Source organism: Mycobacterium sp. E342, assembly GCF_001667665.1.
Lineage (GTDB): Bacteria > Actinomycetota > Actinomycetes > Mycobacteriales > Mycobacteriaceae > Mycobacterium.
Map to the genome: position 1 here is coordinate 1 of NZ_LZJM01000251.1, position 18376 is coordinate 18376.

An 18376-nucleotide genomic window follows, 5' to 3' on the forward strand; every position below is an offset into this window, starting at 1 on the left:
CGCCGCAACTTGGAGGATGAAACCGAACCCGTCGAGACCCACGCCGAGGACATAGCGCCACTGCCGAGCCGCGCGCCACAGCAGCACGGTGTCGACACCACTGCCGCTGCCGGCCTCCACGGAGCGGGTGGCCGCCGCCTGCAACACCGACGCCGTGCCGTAACAGACGGAGCAACCCAGCGCGAGCAGGAATCCGATCAGCACACGTCGAACAATAGGCGCCCGTGACGGGCGGCGCGGGGGCGGCTGAGAGTTCTCTGAACAAATGTTTGGGCGAGGGGGAGTCCGGGCACGTCACAAGGACGCGTGGCTGGGGGGCTGGTCAAAACCCATATCAACGGGCGAACAGTCATGCGCTGTCTCTGTGGCCATTGACAGTCTGTCAAAATAAAGCACCACAAGCTAATTCGAAATCCACGTTTGAACTCAGTGTACAACTGTGTACTCTGACGACATGGCAGAGCGCGGCGCCCAGCCCCACGTCCCATGGGGACGGCGGTTGTTCCTGCGGGCGGTGCGGCGGTTGTTCAGCCCGCTGCAGCCGGACGACTACCTCGAGATGATCAACCCGCTGTGGACCACCAAGGAGCTACGCGGAAAGGTCGAGGGCATCGAGCAGCAGGGCTCGGAAGCGGCCAGCATTCTCATCCGGCCCGGCTACGAATGGCCCGGCCACAAGCCCGGTCAGTACGTGCGCCTCGGTGTGGTCATCGACGGTGTCTACCACTGGCGCGCCTACTCACTCACCTCGGATCCCAGGCCCGAAGACGGGCTGATCAGCGTCACGCCGAAACGGGTCGACGGCGGCGTGGTGTCGCCATATCTCGTGCACAAGATCCATCCGGGGGACCTGGTGCGGCTGGGCGAGATCGAAGGCGTCTTCACGCTGCCCGAGCCGCTGCCGGACAAGCTGTTGTTCATCAGCGCCGGAAGCGGCATCACACCGATCGTCAGCATGCTGCGCGACCTGGACCATCGCGAGCAATTGCGCGACGCGGTGGTCCTGCATTCCGCGCGAACGCGCGAACAGGCGATGTTCCTGCCCGCCTTGGAAGAGCTCGAAAAGCGGCACGGGGGAATGCAGCTGGACCTGCGCCTCACCGCCGAACAGGGCAGATTGTCGCCCGCCGACCTGGACGACGTGTGCCCGGACTGGCGTGAGCGCGAGGCGTTCTGTTCGGGCCCTGGAGAATTGCTCGACGCGTTGCTCGAGCACTGGGAGAACAACGGCGATCGGGACCGCCTGCACTTCGAGCGGTTTCAGCCCAAGATCGGCGGCGACGCCAACGCCGGCGAGGGCGGCACCGTCTGCTTCCTCGACAGTGACAAGGAAGTCGAATGTGACGGTGGCACATCGATTCTCGAGGCCGGCGAGAAGGCGGGTCTCAACCTCGCCTACGGCTGTCGCATCGGAATCTGCCACACCTGCGTCGGCACGCTGAAATCGGGCAAGCTGCGCGACCTGCGCTCGGGTGACGTGATCGAACCAATCGAGCAGGACGTCCGGATCTGCATCAACACCGCCGAAGGCGACGTCGAACTCGAACTCTGATCGAAAGGAGCGGCTTATGACGACTGCCGTGAAAAAGACTGTGGAATCACCGCTTTCCCGCCTTGGGGAACAAGAACTCGAAAAGCTCGCAAAGGAATTCGACGCCATCCACGACGAGGTGTTCGCCGACCTCGGCGACCGCGACCGTCGCTACATCAAGAACGTCATCTCGGCGCAACGACAGATCGTGGTGGCCGGCCGGGTGCTCTTGCTGGCATCGCGCTCGAAGACCGCGTGGCTGCTCGGCACCGCCTGTCTGTCCATGGCCAAGATCCTGGAGAACATGGAGATCGGCCACAACGTCATGCACGGCCAATGGGATTGGATGAACGATCCCGATATCCACTCCTCGGTCTGGGACTGGGACACGGCGTCGACCGCCGAGTCGTGGAAGCACTCCCACAACTACATCCACCACACCTTCACCAACATCCTCGGCAAGGACAAGGATCTCGGGTACGAGATCATGCGGATCGACCCGAACCAGAAATGGGAGCCCCGGTTCCTGTTCCAGCCGATCTACAACCTGCTGCTCACGCTCCTGTTCGAGTGGGGAGTGGCCGTCCACGACATGGACATCGAGGCCATCCGCAAGCGCGAGAAGCCGTGGTCGGAGGTGCGCAAGGACCTGAAAGGCATCGGGGTCAAAGCGCGTGCGCAGATCTACAAGGACTACCTCGGCTGGCCGCTGATCAGTGCCGGCGCTTTCGGGCTCGCGCAGTTGGCGTTGCGCGGCCGACTCGACCAGCCGGCCGAGTCGCGCCTGGGCAGGAGGCTCCGCAAGGTGTCAACCCGAGGCCGCGTCGGCGCGGCGGCCGCCTTCCTCGACAAGGTGTTGCCCGGGGTGGAAAGCACCTACCTGCGCACGCTCGGCGCCGACGCCGTCGCCAACCTGGTCCGCAACGTGTGGGCGCACGCGATCATTTTCTGCGGCCACTTCCCGGACCAGACCTATACGTTCACGCAGGAGGAAGTCGAGAACGAGACGCGCGGCGGTTGGTATGTACGCCAATTGCTCGGCGCCGCGAACATCGACGGCAGCCCGCTGTTCCACATCATCAGCGGCAATCTCGGTTACCAGGTCGAGCACCACCTCTACCCGGACATGCCGAGCAGCCGATACTCGGAGATCGCGCCACAGGTCAAGGACATCTGCGAACGCTACGAACTGCCCTACAACTCCGGCCGGTTCGGCAAGCAGTGGCTGATGGTGCACCGCAGCATCTTCCGGCTGGCCTTCCCGGGCGGAAAGCCCCGGCCGAAGCCCGGCCCCTACCGCGGCAACGTCCACCGGCCGGATCCGGAGCGGCCCAGCGAGGGCACCCGGTTCCGCGACCGGGTCCCGGCCGAGCACCCGGCGGCGGGTCCCGAACACGAGGCCACCGGCGTCCAGGTGCAGCCGCCACCGCGCGGCAAGGACTGACCCGGAGTCCGGGCGCCCCGAGTATCCTTAACCCGCAACGGGATTCGGACACGACTCAGGGAGCGCAATGGCGGGAATCGACGGGCAGGTCGTGGCCATCACCGGCGCAAGCAGCGGCATCGGGGAGGCAACCGCCCTTCTGCTTGCCGAGCGCGGAGCGCGGGTGGCCCTGGGTGCCCGGCGGGTCGAGCGACTCGACGACACCGCACGAAAGATCCGCGACCGCGGCGGACAAGCCATCACCTGCGAGACCGACGTCTCGCGGCGCGAAGACCTCGAGCGACTCGTCACCGCGGCTACCGGCGAGTTCGGCCGGCTCGACGTCCTGGTGAGCAACGCCGGCATCAGCAAGGTCGGGTCGATGTCCGATCTCGACGTCGACGGGTGGTCGGCGATGATCGACGTCAACCTGCGGGGCGTCCTGCACGGGATCGCGGCGGCGCTGCCGGTGTTTCGGCGCCAGGGACGCGGCCATTTCGTCACGACGGTGTCGACCGCGGGGCTGAAGATCGTCCCCACCATGGCGGTGTACGCCGCCACGAAGAACGCCGTTCGCACGTTGATGGAGGGCCTGCGCCAGGAATCGACCGACGGTGTCATCCGGACCACGTCGATCTCACCGGGATTCGTCGACACCGAACTGGACAGCTCCATCGACGACGCGGAGGTGCGCGCGCAGATCCGCCGCAACATGACCGACTTCGGCCTGCGTCCGGCGGCGGTGGCACGGGCCATCGCGTTCGCCATCGAACAACCGCACGACGTCGAAATCGGCGACATCACCATCCGGCCCACGGTTCAGGGCTAGCCAGCGCCAAACTGCCACCCTGTGAACAGGCGCCGAATCTGAACCCTTTTCGCCGCCCGGTCGTGGATGATCATCGATGATGCACCGCCGCCGCAGGTCCGACGCCCAGGACACCGAGCTCACGGATGATTCCCGAGGCTACGGGTTTCCGTCGCGCCTGTGGCGCCGGCTGGACGAGCATTCGCCCCCGGGGCTCGGGCGGGCGCAGCGGTGGCGCAGCCCGCTGCGGGGACCGTGGCTGACTTCCGTGTTCGGTTCGGTGCTGCTGGCGACGCTGCCGATCGTCATCATCACCGGCCTGCTGTCGTACATCGCCTACGGACCGCGGTTCGGCCAGGCCATCCCCGGCGACGTCGGATGGTTGAAGCTGCCGACCTTCGATTGGCCCACCAACCCGCCCTGGCTGTACCGGCTGACCCAGGGCCTGCATGTCGGACTGGGGCTGATCCTGATCCCGGTGGTGCTGGCCAAACTGTGGTCGGTGATACCGAGGTTGTTCGCGTGGCCGCCCGCCCGATCGATAGCGCAACTGCTGGAACGTGTTTCGCTGCTGATGCTGGTCGGTGGCGTTCTGTTCGAGATCGTCACGGGCGTGCTGAACATTCAGTACGACTACATCTTCGGTTTCAGCTTCTACACGGCGCACTACTTCGGCGCGTGGGTGTTCATCGCCGGCTTCGTCGTGCACATCGCGATCAAGATCCCGGCCATGTGGGCGGGCCTGCGCTCGATCTCACCGCGCGACGTCCTGCGCACCGGGCGTGCCGAGACGACGGCCCAGGCGTGGGACCCGGGCGGATTGGTCGCCGCCGACCCGCACCCCGCGACGGTCAGCCGCCGCGGCGCCCTCGCGCTGGTCGGCGGCGGTGCGCTGTTCATGGCGGTCATCACGGCGGGTCAGACGCTGGGCGGCTACGCGCGGCCCGCCGCGCTGCTGCTGCCGCGCGGGCGCACCCGCGGTGACGGGCCCAACGACTTCGAGATCAACCGCACCGCCGCCGTGGCCGGCATTTCCGCCGCGAACACCGGCGAGCGGTGGCGGCTGACCGTGAGCGGGGGCCCGGCCCCCGTCGCACTGGACCGCTCCGCGCTGCTCGCCTTGCCGCAGCACACCGCCGTGCTGCCGATCGCCTGCGTGGAGGGCTGGTCCACGACCCAAAGCTGGACGGGCGTGCGGCTGGCGGACCTGGCCCGCCTCGCCGGCGTGCCCGCGCCGGAAGCGGCGCACGTCTCGTCGCTGGAGCGCTCCGGGGCGTTCGGCCGCGCGACGTTGCAGGGGAGCCAGGTGCTGCACCCCGACGCGCTGCTGGCGTTGCGCGTCAACGGAACGGACCTGTCCCCGGACCACGGCTTCCCGGCGCGCGTCATCGTTCCGGCGTTGCCCGGGGTGCACAACACCAAGTGGGTGGAGTCCATCGCCTTCCGGGCGGCCGCGAATGGTTAGCGCCCGAGCCCATTTCGTGAGGCTCTACGGATCGCGCCCGCTGCACCTGCTGACCCTGATCGCCGGGTTCGCGCTCTCGGGCTACGTGGTGGCCACCGTGGGGCCGGCAACCCTGTGGAACCCGCAGGTGTGGTGGCAGTCGATCATCGTGTGGTTCGCCGCGGCGATCGTCGCCCACGACCTGGTGTTGTTCCCGGTCTATGCGCTGCTCGACGGGCTGCTGTCGCGGACCGTCGCTCGGCTCGCGCCGCCGCGCGTCCCGGTGGTCAACCACATCCGTGTGCCGGCGTTGGGCGCCGGTCTGACGCTGCTGGTGTTCCTTCCCGGCATCATCAAGCAGGGCGCCGCGACCTATTCGGCGGCGACCGGTCAGACCCAGGACCCATTTCTGGGCCGCTGGCTGCTGCTGACGGCGGCGATGTTCGGGGTCAGCGCCGCCGTCTACGCGGTCCGGCTGGCAACGGCGGGCAGGCGGCCGGCGCGGGTGCGCGACCTACATGTTGGCGATGATCTGTAGGCGCCGCGCGCTGTACTCCGTGTCGGAGATCGCGCCCCGGGCGTGCAGCTCCTCCAGTTGCCTGAGGCGCTCGGGAGCCGACGGCTCCGACAGCGGGACCGCGGTGGGGTGGGCATGCAGCCCGCCGTGGTGCTGCACGGCGCCGCCCCTGGTGGTCCATCCCGCACCCAGGTCGATGAGGCGCAGGGCGAACAGCACGCCGGCGCCCGTGATCGGCAGCCCGAGGTAGAGCATCCACTCCAACGGCATGCCGGCTCGGCTCAGCGCGAAATAGCGCGTCAGCAGAACTAGCGCGAGCAGCCCACCGGCCAGCAGCACGACGACCTTGGTTTTCATCCGTGGTGTACCTCCATGTGGTTCGCCGCCGGCGGCGGCAGTGGCTTGTGGCAAGTGCAAACCACCCCTGGCGCTACCGATCCCAAGAGCGCCGGGCTGCTTCACGGTCGGGGGCTGCCCTTGGCGGATCCTTGATGAGTTCTTGGAGTGTCCTTTGAACTGCGCCTGAAGTGCGCGCGTGCTCTGCGCGTGGCGACGCGAGTTACTACAGTGGTCAGGCGTGGGGAACGGACGAACCAGGACGGCCGCGGCGCTGTGCGCCTGCGGGGCCGCGCTGGTCGTGGCGTTCGGTTGGTCGGCCGGCGACGTGGCCGTGGCGGCCGCTTCTTCGTCGAGCGTGACCCCGGCGCCGCCGGCCCCGGGCGGCGCCTTGCCGGTGCAACCCGCAGGCGGGGGCGGCTGCATCATCGGCCTCAACTGCGGTTGCACGCGCAACTGCCACAAGCCCCGCCCGCGTCCGCCCGACGTTGCGGCCGACCCGCAACACGGCGCGCCCGCTCCCGCCCCGCAGGACCCCTAGCGGGGATCAGCCGCAGCAGGGCCGCGCACGGCTTCCCTATCATCTGCTCATGGAGACCGCGGGGTCACCGGCATTCACCGACGACGACTCGGCCCGATTCCGGGCCGCCGGATGGTGGTCTGACACGACGTTGTCGGACGCGGTGCGCAGCAACGCCGAACGGTCACCGGATCGTCCCGCCTACGTCGACCACCCCGGAGCGTCGTTGACGTGGCGCGAATTCGACAGCATTGCCACCGATCTGGCCGAAAGCCTGGCCGGCGCGGGCGTGGCTCCGGGCGACCGGGTCGCGGTCTGGCACGTCGACTCCGCCGCCCTGCACGTGCTGTTCGTCGCGATCGAGCGCTGCGGCGCCGTCGTCGTCGGCGTCGGCGCGCGCGCCGGAACCCGTGAGGTCGCGGCGATACTGCGCAGCGCCCAGCCGCAAATCCTGATCAGCGACCAGCAGCGCGGCGATACCGCGGCGGCCGTTGCCGACGAGCTTGCGCTCCCCACGCTGGTGTTGAGCACGGACGCCGGCGCGCCACGACTCAACGTCTCGGTGGCGCCCAAGGCGCTTGTCGCCGAATCCCGGCTCGGGCCCGACGATGTCTTCCTCATCAACTCGACGTCGGGGACGACCGGCCTGCCCAAGTGCGTGGTGCACACCCAGAATCGCTGGTACTACTTCCACCAAAAGGCCGTCGCCAACGGGCTGCTGACGTCGGAAGACGTTTTCCTGCCGGTCATCCCGACGCCGTTCGGCTTCGGGCTATGGACCAGCCACACCACGCCGATCTATCTCGGCGCCACGGCGGTCATCCTGGGACGGTTCAGCACGGGGGCGGCCTGCGAGGCGATATCCCGGCACCGGGCCACCGTATTGTGCTGTGTCAGCACGCAATTGACCATGCTGATGGCGGACCCCGCCACGCGGGAGTACGACCTGAGCTCGCTGCGTGTCGTGTTCACCGGCGGTGAGGCGCTGCCGTACCGGCCGGCCGCCGAGTTCGAGGAGCTCACCGGCGCCAAGATCCTGCAGTTCTACGGCTCGAACGAAACCGGGATGTTGAGCGCCACCACCCTCGATGACACGCGAGAACGCCGACTGCGCACCGGCGGCCGGATCGTGCCCGAAATGGCAGTCCGGCTCTTCGACGGGGACAGGGACGTGACCGCGACGGGCAAAGGTCAGCCGGCCTGCCGCGGCCCGGCGACCAGCCTCGGCTATCTCGGCGGGACCGATCACGACAAGTTGTTCACCCGAGACGGCTGGATGCGCATGGGGGACCTCTGCGAAATCGACGCCGAGGGGTATCTGACCGTCACCGGGCGAACCTCCGACTTCATCCTGCGCGGGGGGAAGAACATCAGCGCAACGCAGGTCGAGGACGCCGTGACCACCCACCCCGCCATCGCGGTGGCGGCGGCGGTCGCTATGCCCGATCCGGTGTTCGGCGAAAGGGTCTGCCTCTACGCCGAACTCGTCGACTCGGCGACGATCGACCTGCCCGAGCTGGTCGAACACCTGCTGGCGCTGGGAGTGTCCAAGGAGCTGTTGCCCGAGCGGCTCATCGTGGTCGACGAGCTCCCGCGCTCGTCGGGCGGCAAGGTTGCCAAAGGCCGGCTCCGCGAGGATATTCGAGCCAGAACGGAGGCCGATCATGAATGCTCCTAACGCGCGCCGGGGCGGCCTGGAGGTCTGGGCGCCGTCGGTGGTTCCCCCGATCGGGGTCGACCTGTCCGACGAGCAGGCACTCGCGGTGGCCTTCCGCCACCTGGCCGCCATCGGGTTCGTCGAGAACATGGCCGGGCACATCACCTGGCAACCCGACGGCCAGACGAAGATGTTGGTCAATCCGTGGGGGCTGTGGTGGCAGGAGGTCACGGCGTCCGACATCTGTGTGGTCGACGCCGACGCCCGGGTGCTGCGCGGCCGCTGGGACGTCACTCCGGCGATCCACATCCACACCGAGCTGCACCGCGTCCGCGACGACGCCCGGGTGGTCATCCACAACCATCCGTACTACGTCTGTGTGCTCGCCGCGCTGGGCCGGCTGCCCGAATTGGTGCACCAGACCGGGTCGCTCTTCCTCGACGACCTGTGCCTGGTGGACACCTACGACGGCGAGATCGACAGCCCGGCGCGCGCCGCCGAACTGGCCGCCCGCATCGGCGCCGCCAACCTGACCATCCTGGCCAACCACGGCGTCATCGCGACCGGACGCAACCTGCCCGAGGCCGTCTACCGCGCCGCATCCATCGAACGGGTGTGCAAGCTGGCCTACGACGTGCTGCTCACCGGCATCCAGCCGGTGGCCATGGACTGGTCGGACATGGCGGGCATGCAGCGGTCGCTCGTCGAACGGGCCGCGGACGTGTACTGGGCGGGAGCCGCCAGGATGACCATCAAGGCCGATCCCGACGTGCTCACGTGAACCGCACACTCAACGACGCCGTCGGGCAAGGAGATTGACGAGTGAAATCGATCGACGAGCTGGCCGCCGACCTCAGCTTCACCACCGCCAAGACCGGCGAGCAGCGTTCCGTCACCTTCCTGCCGGACCCGCCCCGGGCGCCGCGGCGCTACACGGTGATCTCGGTTGACGACCACATCGTCGAACCGCCGGATACCTTCACCGGACGGTTGCCGCGCAAGTTCGCCGACCGTGCACCCAAAGTGGTGGAAACCGGCAGCGGGGGACAGACCTGGGTCTACGACGGCCGGGAACTGCCCAACGTCGGGTTCAACGCGGTCGTGGGCCGGCCGGTCGCCGAATACGGCTTCGAACCGGTGCGGTTCGACGAAATGCGCAGGGGCGCCTGGGATATCCACGAGCGCGTCAAGGACATGGACCTCAACGGCATCTACGCCTCGCTCAACTTCCCGTCCTTTCTCCCCGGATTCGCCGGCCAGCGGCTGCAACAGGTCACCAGCGACCGCGAGCTGGCGCTGGCGTCGGTGCGCGCGTGGAACGACTGGCACCTGGAGGAGTGGGCGGGCTCGTACCCCGAACGCATCATTCCGTGCCAGCTGCCGTGGCTGCTGGAACCCGACCTCGGCGCGACGATGATCTACGAGAACTCCGAACGTGGGTTCCACGCGGTGACATTCAGCGAGAACCCGGCGATGCTGGGCTTGCCGAGCATTCATTCCGGGCACTGGGATCCGATGATGGCGGCGTGCGCCGAGACGGACACGGTGGTGAACCTGCACATCGGCTCCTCGGGGTCGTCGCCGTCCACCACCGCCGACGCGCCGCCGGACGTGCAGGGGGTGTTGTTCTTCGCCTACGCCATCTCGGCGGCCGTCGACTGGCTGTATTCCGGCCTCCCCAGCCGGTTCCCCAACCTGAAGATCTGCCTATCGGAGGGCGGAATCGGTTGGGTCGCCGGGCTGCTGGATCGACTCGACCACATGCTCAGCTATCACGCGATGTACGGCACCTGGCAGGCCCTGGGCGAAAGCCTCACTCCCGCAGAGGTGTTCACGCGGAACTTCTGGTTCTGCGCCGTGGAGGACAAATCGTCGTTCGTCCAGCGCGACCGGATCGGTGTGGACAACATCATGTTGGAAGCCGACTACCCGCACTGCGACTCCACGTGGCCGCACACCCAGCAGACCATCCACGAACAAGTCGGCGACCTGCCCCCGGACGTGATTCGCAAGTTCACCTGGGAGAACGCGTCCCGCCTGTACCGGCACCCGGTGCCGGCGGAGGTGCAGCGCGATCCCGACGCGTTCTGACGACATGGCCACCGCCAAAGTCGACTTCAGCTCCGTGCCCTGGGGCTCGGTGGAGTGGACGAACCTCGTCACGCTCTACCTGCGCGCGTGTGAAAGCCGTTCCTGCCGGCCCATTCTGGATGACAAGACCGCCGCGGAAGCGGTGGACCGGATCATCTACGACTTCAAACGAATCCATCGCAGCTCGCTGCCTGCGTCGAACCAGTACCTGGTCGCCCTGCGGGCGAAAACGCTCGACGACTGGTGCGCGGATTTCCTGCGGTGTCACCCCGACGCTGTGGTCCTGCATCTTGGTTGCGGTCTCGACGGCCGGGCGTTCCGGCTCCCGGTGCCGTCGTCGGTTTCGTGGTTCGACATCGACCAGCCCGCCGTGATCGAGCTGCGGCGGCGGCTCTACCACGACACGGAGCGCTACCGGATGATCGGCTCGTCGGTGACCGATCCGCAGTGGCTGGATCAGGTCCCGGCCGGGCGCCCCACGCTGGTGGTCGCCGAGGGCCTGCTGATGTACTTGACCGAGCCGCAGGTGCGGCAGCTGCTACAGCGGTTGACCGACCGATTCGACTGTGGCGAAATGCATTTCGATACCCTCTCGGCGCTGGCGCCGCTGCTGTCGAAGGTGTTCACCCGCGGGATCATCAAGTGGGGCATCCGCGACGCGCGGGAGCTGCAGACGTGGAACCCCAGGCTCCGGTTGCTCGAGCAGACGTCGATCCTGGCGGGCTACCAGCGGATCGACTCGACCGCGGTGCGGACGATCTACCGGGTGATGTGGTTTGCGGGTGCCCGCAACTACGACGTGCTCAACCGCTTCGAGTTCTAAAACATCACAGGTCGGAAGCCAGCCGCCGCAGGATGGCGGCCGCCGGTTCGGCGGTGGCGTTGCGATATCCGGTGCCCGCCCAGAGGTGGACGAAGTCGGGTTTGCCCGCCGCGGCCGCGGCCTTGCGCAGCGGGCTGGTGAGGTAGTGAAGGGCGGGATAGCCCAGCGGCGCCTGAGCCTCGTGGGCGTCGATGAACGCATTGCGCAGCCCGCGGGCGGGGCGGCCGGTGAAGGCGTGCGTGAGCACCGTCTCGGTGTACCTGGGATCGGTCAGGGCCGCCCGGTGGGTGGCCGACGCGCCGCTTTCGTCGGCGCGCAACAGAACCGTCCCGACGGCGGCCGCCGCCGCCCCGGCGCGGACCACCTCGGCCACGGCGGCGGGAGTGGCGAGCCCGCCGGCGGCCATCACCGGCAGCGGCACCGCCGCGACGACCCGTTCGACCAGCTCGGCGGTCGGCACCGGCGTCAACGGCTTCCGGGGCGAGAGCGTGCCGGAGTGACCACCGGCGGCGACGGCCTGCACGGCGAGCATGTCGACTCCGGCGTCGCGCGCCTGCACCGCCTCCTCGGGCGTGGTCACCGTCTGGACCACCACGGTCTGGGCCTTCTGCAGTGCGGAGATCACGCCGCGCGGCGGGATGCCGAACGTGAACGACACCATCGGAACCGGGTCGTCGAGCAACAGCGCGATCTTCTCGTCGAATTTGTCGGTGTCCTCGACGGGGTCCGGGGGCAGCGTCAAGCCGAACTGGTCGGCATCGCGCTGAATGACCGCGGCATAAGCCCGGTAACTCTGCGGGTCGACCGGTAGGGGATTGGGCGCAAACAGGTTGATGCCGAACGGGATGCCTTCGGCCCGAACGTCTTTCAGCTCCGCCTCGACAGCCTCCACGGTCTTGTAACCCGCGGCGAGCATGCCGAGGGCGCCGGCGCGGTTCGCGGCCGACACCATCGCGGGCGTGGTCGGGCCGCCCGACATCGGGGCGGCGACCAGCGGAATGGACATCCCGAACTGTGTCAGCATCTCCAAGAGCCCTTCCCGTCTCGCGGGCGCGCACGGCGCCGCTTTGACAATAACCACGTGCCATCGCGGCGGCATTCCGCCCCGCGGCCGGACCTGGCAGGATGCATCAGCGTGAAGAGGCCCAACTTCCTCGTGATCGTTGCGGACGACCTCGGGTTTTCCGATATCGGCGCTTTCGGCGGAGAAATCGAGACGCCCAACCTGGATCGGCTCGCCCACGCCGGCGTCCGGTTCACCGACTTCCATTCCGCGCCGGCCTGCTCGCCCACCCGGGCGATGTTGCTGACGGGAACGGACCACCACGTCGCCGGTATCGGCACGATGCTGGAGGTGGCGGGCCCCGGCTTCCGCGGCGCCCCGGGGTACGAGGGTTACCTGAACGACAGGGTGGTGGCGTTGCCGGAACTGCTGCGCGACGCCGGATACCTGACGTTGATGTCCGGCAAGTGGCACCTGGGCGCCACCATCGAGACATCGCCCTGGGCACGTGGATTCGAGCGGTCGTTCGCGCTGCTGCCGGCCGGGGCCAGCCACTTCGGCGGCGGCGGGGCCCGGAGTTTCTCGCCGGTGCCAACGCTTTACACCGAGGACGACCGGTTCGTCACCGTCGGGGACGACTTCTACTCGTCGGACTCCTACACCGACAAGCTGTTGCAGTACCTGCGGGAACGCGCGCCCGGCGACGACCGGCCGTTCTTCGCGTACCTGCCCTTCCAGGCCCCCCACTGGCCGCTGCAGGCACCGGACGAATCCATCGCGAAATACCGTGGCCGCTACGACGCCGGCCCCGACGCGCTGCGCGAGGAACGCCTGGCGGCGCTCAAGCGGCTGGGCCTGTGCCCTGCGGACGTCGAGCCGCACCCAGTCGTCGCCGACGGGGCACCGGAGTGGGCCGACATGACCGACGAACAGCGCGCGGTGTCGGCCCGCAGCATGGAGGTCTACGCCGCCATGGTCGACCGGATGGACTGGAATATCGGCCGGGTGATCGACTACCTGTCGGAGACCGGCGAACTCGACGACACGGTCGTGATCTTCTTGTCCGACAACGGTGCCGAGGGCGCGATCGTCGAAGCGATGCCGCTGGTCGGTCCCCGCATCGCCGAGCAGATCGAAAAGCATTGCGACAACAGCGTCGACAACCTCGGCCGGCCCTCCTCGTTCATCTGGTATGGGCCGCGGTGGGCGCAAGCCGCCACGGCGCCGTCGCGGCTGCACAAGGCGTTCACCACCGAAGGCGGGATCCGGGTGGTCGGATTCATCACCTGGCCCGGATTCGACCGGCAAGCACAGATCGGCACCGCATTCAGCACCGTCATGGACATCGCGCCGACGGTGCTCGAACTGGCGAGGGTCGCGCATCCCGGGGCGGCATATCGCGGGCGCGAAGTGGCACCGATGCGCGGCCGTTCCCTGATGGGATACCTGTCGGGCGGCGTGGAAACGGTGCACGGCGCCGATACCGGCACGGGCTGGGAATTGTTCGGCCGCCGCGCCATTCGGCAGGGCGACTGGAAGGCGCTGCACCTGCCGGCACCGTACGGCGCGGGCAGTTGGCAGCTCTACGACCTCGCCGCGGATCCCGGAGAGATCCACGACCTGGCCGACTCGCACCCCGACAAGCTGGCCGAGCTGCTGACGCTGTGGGACTGCTACGTCGAGGAGAACGGCGTGATTCTCGATCCCGTCTCGGTGTTCGACCTCGAGCTGTGACGGCTGAGTTTCTGATGGCTGGGTTCTGATGGCTGAGACGACGACGTGCGCGATCGTCGGTGGCGGCCCGGCCGGCATGGTGCTGGGGCTGTTACTGGCCCGGGCGGGTGTGCAGGTGACCCTGATGGAGAAGCACGGCGACTTCCTGCGTGACTTCCGCGGCGACACCGTCCACCCGACCACGATGCGACTGCTCGACGAACTAGGTCTGTGGGAACCTTTCGCGGCGTTGCCATTCACCGAGGTCCGCACCGCCAAGCTCGAATCCGACGGGCGGTCGGTGACCTACGTCGACTTCGAGCGGTTGCGCCAGCCGCATCCCTTCGTCGCGATGGTGCCCCAGTGGGACCTGCTCAACCTGCTGGCCGATGCGGCACAGGCGGAGCCGAGCTTCTCGCTGCGGATGAACACCGAAGTCACCGGGCTCCTGTGGGACGACGGCAGGGTTGCCGGAGTGCGCTACCGCGGTCCCGACGGTCCGGGCGAACTGCGGGCCGAGTTGACCGTCGCCTGCGACGGCCGCTGGTCGGTCGCGCGCCGGGCGGCAGGCCTTACGGCGCGCGAATACCCGGTGAAGTTCGACGTGTGGTGGTTTCGGTTGCCGCACAAGGAAGACACCGAATACTCCTTCCTGCCCCGCCTCGGTCCGGGCAAAGGGCTCGCCGTGATCCCGCGCGAGGGCTACTTCCAGATCGCCTACCTCGGGCCGAAGGGCACCGACGCCCAGTTGCGAGCGCGCGGCATCGACGCGTTCCGGCGCGACGTCGAAGAGCTGCTCCCGGACATGCCCGAATCGGTGGCGGCGCTGCAATCCATGGACGACGTCAAACACCTGGACGTGCACGTGAATCGGCTGCGCCGCTGGCACACTCGGGGGCTGCTGTGCATCGGCGATGCGGCCCACGCGATGTCGCCGTTGGGCGGCGTCGGCATCAACCTCGCCATCCAGGATGCCGTCGCCGCCGCGACGGTGCTGGCCGAACCGCTGCGGCGGCACCGGGTCGGCCGCCGCGAACTCGCCGCGGTGCACCGCAGGCGCGTGTTCCCCACGGTGGTGACGCAACTGGTCCAGCAGGTGCTGCACCGGATGTTGCTCGGGCCGCTGCTGCGCGGTGCGGATCCCACGCCGCCGGCCGCGCTGCTCGGCCTGATGCATCGGCTGCCGTGGCTGTCGGCCATACCGGCCTACTTCGTCGGCGTCGGCGTGCGGCCCGAGCACGCCCCGGCATTCGCGCGCCGCGCCGCCGCCGACCGGGATGGCTGAGTCGGCCCCTGAAGGCGGTTTGACAAGACGGTTTGACATTTCGCGACCTGGGGTAACCTTTTGTGACAATTTGAGGTCGGGAAATCGGTCCTATCCGCGCAGTGCGGACGCCGCCTCTGGCAAGCCCTGGACCGAGAGGGGGCCAGAAATGGTAAATCTCAAGAAAATCGCAGGTCAAGCCGCTGTCGCCGGCGCGTTGAGCGCGGCGGCACTCGGCCTCGGTGCCGGTGTGGCACAGGCCCACCCGGGACCGTGGCCTCCGCCGGTTCCACCGGGTCCGCACGTGGTCGACGGTGGTCACTGGAACCCGCTGCCGCCTGGGCAGGTCAAGCAGATTTGTCCCTGGCAGGCGCCGCCCGGTCATTGGATCGGTGGCCCGCACGGGGTTCCCTGCACCTGATCCGGCGTAGCTGATCTTCGGACGGATCCCCTTGGGGGAGAGCCGAATACGCCTACGCCGGACGCCGTGTCAGGCCGGCCGGCCAGCCAGCTGGGCCAGTTGTGCGGCACCCTCGGCCGTTTGGGTGGTCAGCGCGATGCGTCCGGAAGTGACCTGTTCTTCGATGATCGGCGCCTCGATGACCAGATTGTCGCGGATGAAGGCCACGTGGTCCTGCAGGTGCGCGGCGGTGTATGACGCCCATGCGGCCGCCGACGGGGGATCCAGGCTCAGGGTCACGTCGTAGAAGCCCGCGGTCAGCGACTTCGGTGGGTCGACGTGTAGCAGCCCGAGCTGCATGGTCTCCGGGCCGAGCATGTACAGCGTTGTTCGTCCGATGTCGCACGTGGTGAGCGCATCGGTCGGCGCTACGCCGTGATTCGGGTCGGTGGCCGGGCACTTCTGCGGGCTGGTCGGCTGTGATTTGTTGACCGGGCGGACCGGCAGCGGCGCAATTTTCACGATGGGTGCGGCCGAGGCTACCGGTGCGGTTGTCGTGGGTGCCGCGGTAGCGGTCGACGTGGTGGGGGCGGCTTGGTGCCGCGTCGCGTGGCAGCCGCACGTCAGCGCGCCGAGCAGGCCACCGCACGCCAGCCAGGCGGCCGTGACGCGCAAGCGGCCACGTGTGGAGCGGTGCGCCACCGCATCCACCGGTTCACCGATCCGGCGTCGAATCATCCGGCCATTCTTCCAGCCGAATCGCACGGCAAATGGGCCCTTACCGACACTACGAATATAGAGTAGTGTCTCGACCGGAGAGGACGCCATGGACAAACGCCGCAAGCCTAATCCCGGTGAGCGCCGCCGCGACCTATGCGACGCGGCGATTCAGTTGTTGGCCGACGACGGGGCCAAGGGACTGAGCCATCTCAAGGTGGACCGCAAGGCCGAGGTCCCCGACGGGACGACGTCGTTCTACTTCCGCACCCGCTCGGCCTTGCTGCGCGCCGTGGCCGAGCGCCTCGCCGAGCTGGATCTCGCCGACCTGCAGTCCGTCGCCGACGACTCCGACGGCCGGGGGGACAACCCGTCGCCCTCGCGGCTGTCGCAGGTGGTCATCCGATCCGGGAACGAGCCGCAATTGTCCCGGACCAGAGCCCGCTACGAGCTGGCCATGCAGGCCGCCCGCGACCCGTCGCTGGCCGCCATTCTGCAGCGGGCCACCGACGAATTCACCAAGCTGCATCGCGAGATCCTGGTTCAGCTCATGCCGCACGGCGCGGACTTGGATCCCCCTGTGGTCGAGGATCTGAGCAATGTGACGCTGACGTTCATCAACGGCCTGCTGCTGCGGTTGGCGCACGGCGACCGGATCGTCGACACCCCCGAGCGGCTCGACGGGATCCTTTCGGCCATCGCGGCCGGCATCCTGCGCAGTCCGCACCGGGGCCGGCTGACCGAGACCGCCGAGCGGCGCCCGGCGCGGCGCGCCACGGCGACCGGGTGACGGACCGGGCATGTGCGTATCGGCGGCGGCTCATGCGGCATAGGGTCTTGCCAGACCATGGGCAGTATGGTTCTCTACGAGAATAGAGTTACGCCACGCTGGCGGGCGGATTTTGGCCCCGCCCGTGCGCATGTCACAGCAACGCATTTAAGCGGAGTGTACAAATTGCCCGAACCGGATCCGGCGCTGCAACACCAGGGGCGCCAGCGCCGCGGAGGCGGTACGGGTGCCCGGGAGCGGCGGCCGTAGGAGGGATTTCGTGACGACGAGCACCGAGAGCCATGTGCGATTCGACCCGTACGACGTCGAGCTGATCGCCGACCCGTATCCGATGTTCGCGCGGCTGCGCGAAGAGGCGCCGCTTTACTACAACGCCGAATATGACTTTTTCGCGGTGAGCCGATATGCCGACGTGAACAAAGCGCTGGTTGATCACGCGACTTTCAGTTCCGCCCGGGGTGCCATTTTGGAATTGATCAAGGCCAACCTCGAGATTCCTTCGGGGATGCTCATCTTCGAAGACCCGCCGATTCACGACGTGCACCGCAAGCTGTTGTCGCGCATGTTCACGCCGCGCAGGATCGCAGCGCTCGAGCCGATGATCCGTGACTACTGCGCCCAACTGCTGGATCCGCTGGTCGGCTCGGGCCACTTCGACTTCGTCGCCGACCTCGGCGCCCTGATGCCGATGAAGGTCATCAGCTCGCTGCTCGGGATCCCGGAAGACGACCAGGTGTACATCCGGGACCGGGGCAACGCACAGCTGCGCACCGAGGCGGGCAAGCCCATGGCCGCGGCCGAGCACGGGCTGTCGGTGGGCGAGCAGTTCGAGGCCTACATCGACTGGCGCGCCGACCATCCGTCGGACGACATCATGACCGAGCTCCTCAACGTCGAATTCGTCGACGAGACCGGCACCACGCGTCGGCTCACCCGCGACGAGATCCTCGTCTACCTCAACGTCGTGGCCGGCGCGGGCAACGAAACCACGACCCGGCTGATCGGTTGGGCCGGAAAGGTTCTCGCCGAGCACCCCGACCAGCGTCGCGACCTTGTCGCGCATCCCGAGCTGATCCCACAGGCGATCGAGGAGTTGTTGCGCTACGAGCCGCCCGCCCCGCACGTTTCGCGGTATGTGACCCGCGACGTCGAGCTGTACGGCCGGACGGTGCCCGAGGGCAGCGTCCTGATGATGCTCATCGGTGCGGCCTGCCGCGACGAACGCCAATTCGGGACCGACGCGGGCGAATTCAACATCCACCGCACCGTCCGCCCCCACCTCACCTTCAGCGTGGGCACCCACTTCTGCCTGGGGTCCGCGCTCGCGCGCCTGGAGGGC

General features: G+C 68.1%; 17 protein-coding genes and 1 pseudogene. 14 read left to right on the forward strand and 4 right to left on the reverse strand.

Translation table 11 applies throughout. From position 1 onward, the window contains the following. A pseudogene (locus A5692_RS20420) lies at positions 1-204 on the reverse strand (hypothetical protein); the annotation flags it as partial. Between the two features lie 250 nt (positions 205-454). Between A5692_RS20420 and A5692_RS20425 the strand changes: the two are divergent. The 5 genes from A5692_RS20425 (at position 455) to A5692_RS20445 (ending at position 5744) form a co-directional block, all read left to right on the forward strand. After that, positions 455-1552, forward strand: a complete 1098-nt coding sequence (locus tag A5692_RS20425; RefSeq protein WP_068059125.1) for a ferredoxin reductase — start codon at positions 455-457, stop codon at positions 1550-1552. 16 nt (positions 1553-1568) lie between these two features. Next, on the forward strand, positions 1569-2975 hold the full coding sequence (locus A5692_RS20430; RefSeq protein WP_068059126.1) for an acyl-CoA desaturase: 1407 nt from the start codon (positions 1569-1571) through the stop codon (positions 2973-2975). 67 nt (positions 2976-3042) lie between these two features. Then, positions 3043-3783 (forward strand): SDR family oxidoreductase, encoded by a 741-nt coding sequence (locus tag A5692_RS20435; RefSeq protein WP_068059128.1) that lies wholly within the window; start codon positions 3043-3045, stop codon positions 3781-3783. 79 nt (positions 3784-3862) lie between these two features. Further along, entirely contained in the window at positions 3863-5227 is a 1365-nt protein-coding gene (locus A5692_RS20440) for a molybdopterin-dependent oxidoreductase (protein ID WP_156766191.1), read from the forward strand. Continuing rightward, positions 5220-5744: a hypothetical protein gene (locus A5692_RS20445; protein ID WP_068059130.1), complete on the forward strand. Its 525-nt coding sequence runs from the start codon at positions 5220-5222 to the stop codon at positions 5742-5744. The genes A5692_RS20440 and A5692_RS20445 overlap by 8 nt, the downstream gene beginning before the upstream one ends. On the opposite strand, the gene A5692_RS20450 is transcribed toward A5692_RS20445, so the two are convergent. Beyond that, positions 5721-6080, reverse strand: a complete 360-nt coding sequence (locus tag A5692_RS20450) for an SHOCT domain-containing protein (protein WP_068059132.1) — start codon at positions 6078-6080, stop codon at positions 5721-5723. The two genes, A5692_RS20445 and A5692_RS20450, sit on opposite strands and share 24 nt — an antisense overlap. A 220-nt stretch (positions 6081-6300) precedes the next feature. Here A5692_RS20450 and A5692_RS20455 point away from each other — a divergent pair, with 220 nt between their 5' ends. Genes A5692_RS20455 through A5692_RS20475 form a run of 5 tightly spaced genes read left to right on the forward strand, consistent with a single transcriptional unit; the run spans position 6301 to position 11150 of the window. Then, positions 6301-6600: a hypothetical protein gene (locus A5692_RS20455; RefSeq protein ID WP_068059134.1), complete on the forward strand. Its 300-nt coding sequence runs from the start codon at positions 6301-6303 to the stop codon at positions 6598-6600. A gap of 49 nt (positions 6601-6649) precedes the next feature. Further along, positions 6650-8257, forward strand: coding sequence for a class I adenylate-forming enzyme family protein (locus A5692_RS20460; RefSeq protein WP_068059136.1), 1608 nt, complete (start codon positions 6650-6652; stop codon positions 8255-8257). After that, positions 8244-9017, forward strand: a complete 774-nt coding sequence (locus A5692_RS20465) for a class II aldolase/adducin family protein (protein WP_068059138.1) — start codon at positions 8244-8246, stop codon at positions 9015-9017. The genes A5692_RS20460 and A5692_RS20465 overlap by 14 nt, the downstream gene beginning before the upstream one ends. Before the next feature lie 41 nt (positions 9018-9058). Beyond that, positions 9059-10327 (forward strand): amidohydrolase family protein, encoded by a 1269-nt coding sequence (locus tag A5692_RS20470; protein WP_068059140.1) that lies wholly within the window; start codon positions 9059-9061, stop codon positions 10325-10327. A gap of 4 nt (positions 10328-10331) precedes the next feature. Continuing rightward, positions 10332-11150: a class I SAM-dependent methyltransferase gene (locus A5692_RS20475; RefSeq protein ID WP_068059142.1), complete on the forward strand. Its 819-nt coding sequence runs from the start codon at positions 10332-10334 to the stop codon at positions 11148-11150. Between the two features lie 4 nt (positions 11151-11154). On the opposite strand, the gene A5692_RS20480 is transcribed toward A5692_RS20475, so the two are convergent. Then, a complete protein-coding gene (locus tag A5692_RS20480; RefSeq protein WP_068059150.1) occupies positions 11155-12174 on the reverse strand; it encodes a nitronate monooxygenase family protein in 1020 nt (339 codons plus the stop codon). A 111-nt stretch (positions 12175-12285) separates the two neighbouring features. Here A5692_RS20480 and A5692_RS20485 point away from each other — a divergent pair, with 111 nt between their 5' ends. After that, positions 12286-13887 (forward strand): arylsulfatase, encoded by a 1602-nt coding sequence (locus A5692_RS20485; RefSeq protein WP_068059152.1) that lies wholly within the window; start codon positions 12286-12288, stop codon positions 13885-13887. Between the two features lie 28 nt (positions 13888-13915). Further along, positions 13916-15151 carry an FAD-dependent oxidoreductase gene (locus A5692_RS20490; RefSeq protein WP_068059144.1) on the forward strand — a complete coding sequence of 412 codons (1236 nt, stop codon included), beginning with the start codon at positions 13916-13918 and terminating at the stop codon, positions 15149-15151. A gap of 469 nt (positions 15152-15620) precedes the next feature. Here A5692_RS20490 and A5692_RS20495 read toward each other — a convergent pair whose 3' ends face one another. Continuing rightward, positions 15621-16205 (reverse strand): preprotein translocase subunit SecD, encoded by a 585-nt coding sequence (locus A5692_RS20495; protein WP_068059154.1) that lies wholly within the window; start codon positions 16203-16205, stop codon positions 15621-15623. A gap of 151 nt (positions 16206-16356) precedes the next feature. On the opposite strand from A5692_RS20495, the gene A5692_RS20500 reads away from it, so the two are divergent. Both A5692_RS20500 and A5692_RS20505 read left to right on the forward strand, forming a co-directional pair. After that, positions 16357-17037 carry a TetR/AcrR family transcriptional regulator gene (locus A5692_RS20500; RefSeq protein ID WP_068059146.1) on the forward strand — a complete coding sequence of 227 codons (681 nt, stop codon included), beginning with the start codon at positions 16357-16359 and terminating at the stop codon, positions 17035-17037. A 259-nt stretch (positions 17038-17296) separates the two neighbouring features. After that, positions 17297-18376, forward strand: a 1080-nt coding sequence (locus tag A5692_RS20505) for a cytochrome P450 (RefSeq protein WP_068059155.1), incomplete at its 3' end; no start/stop codon positions are given.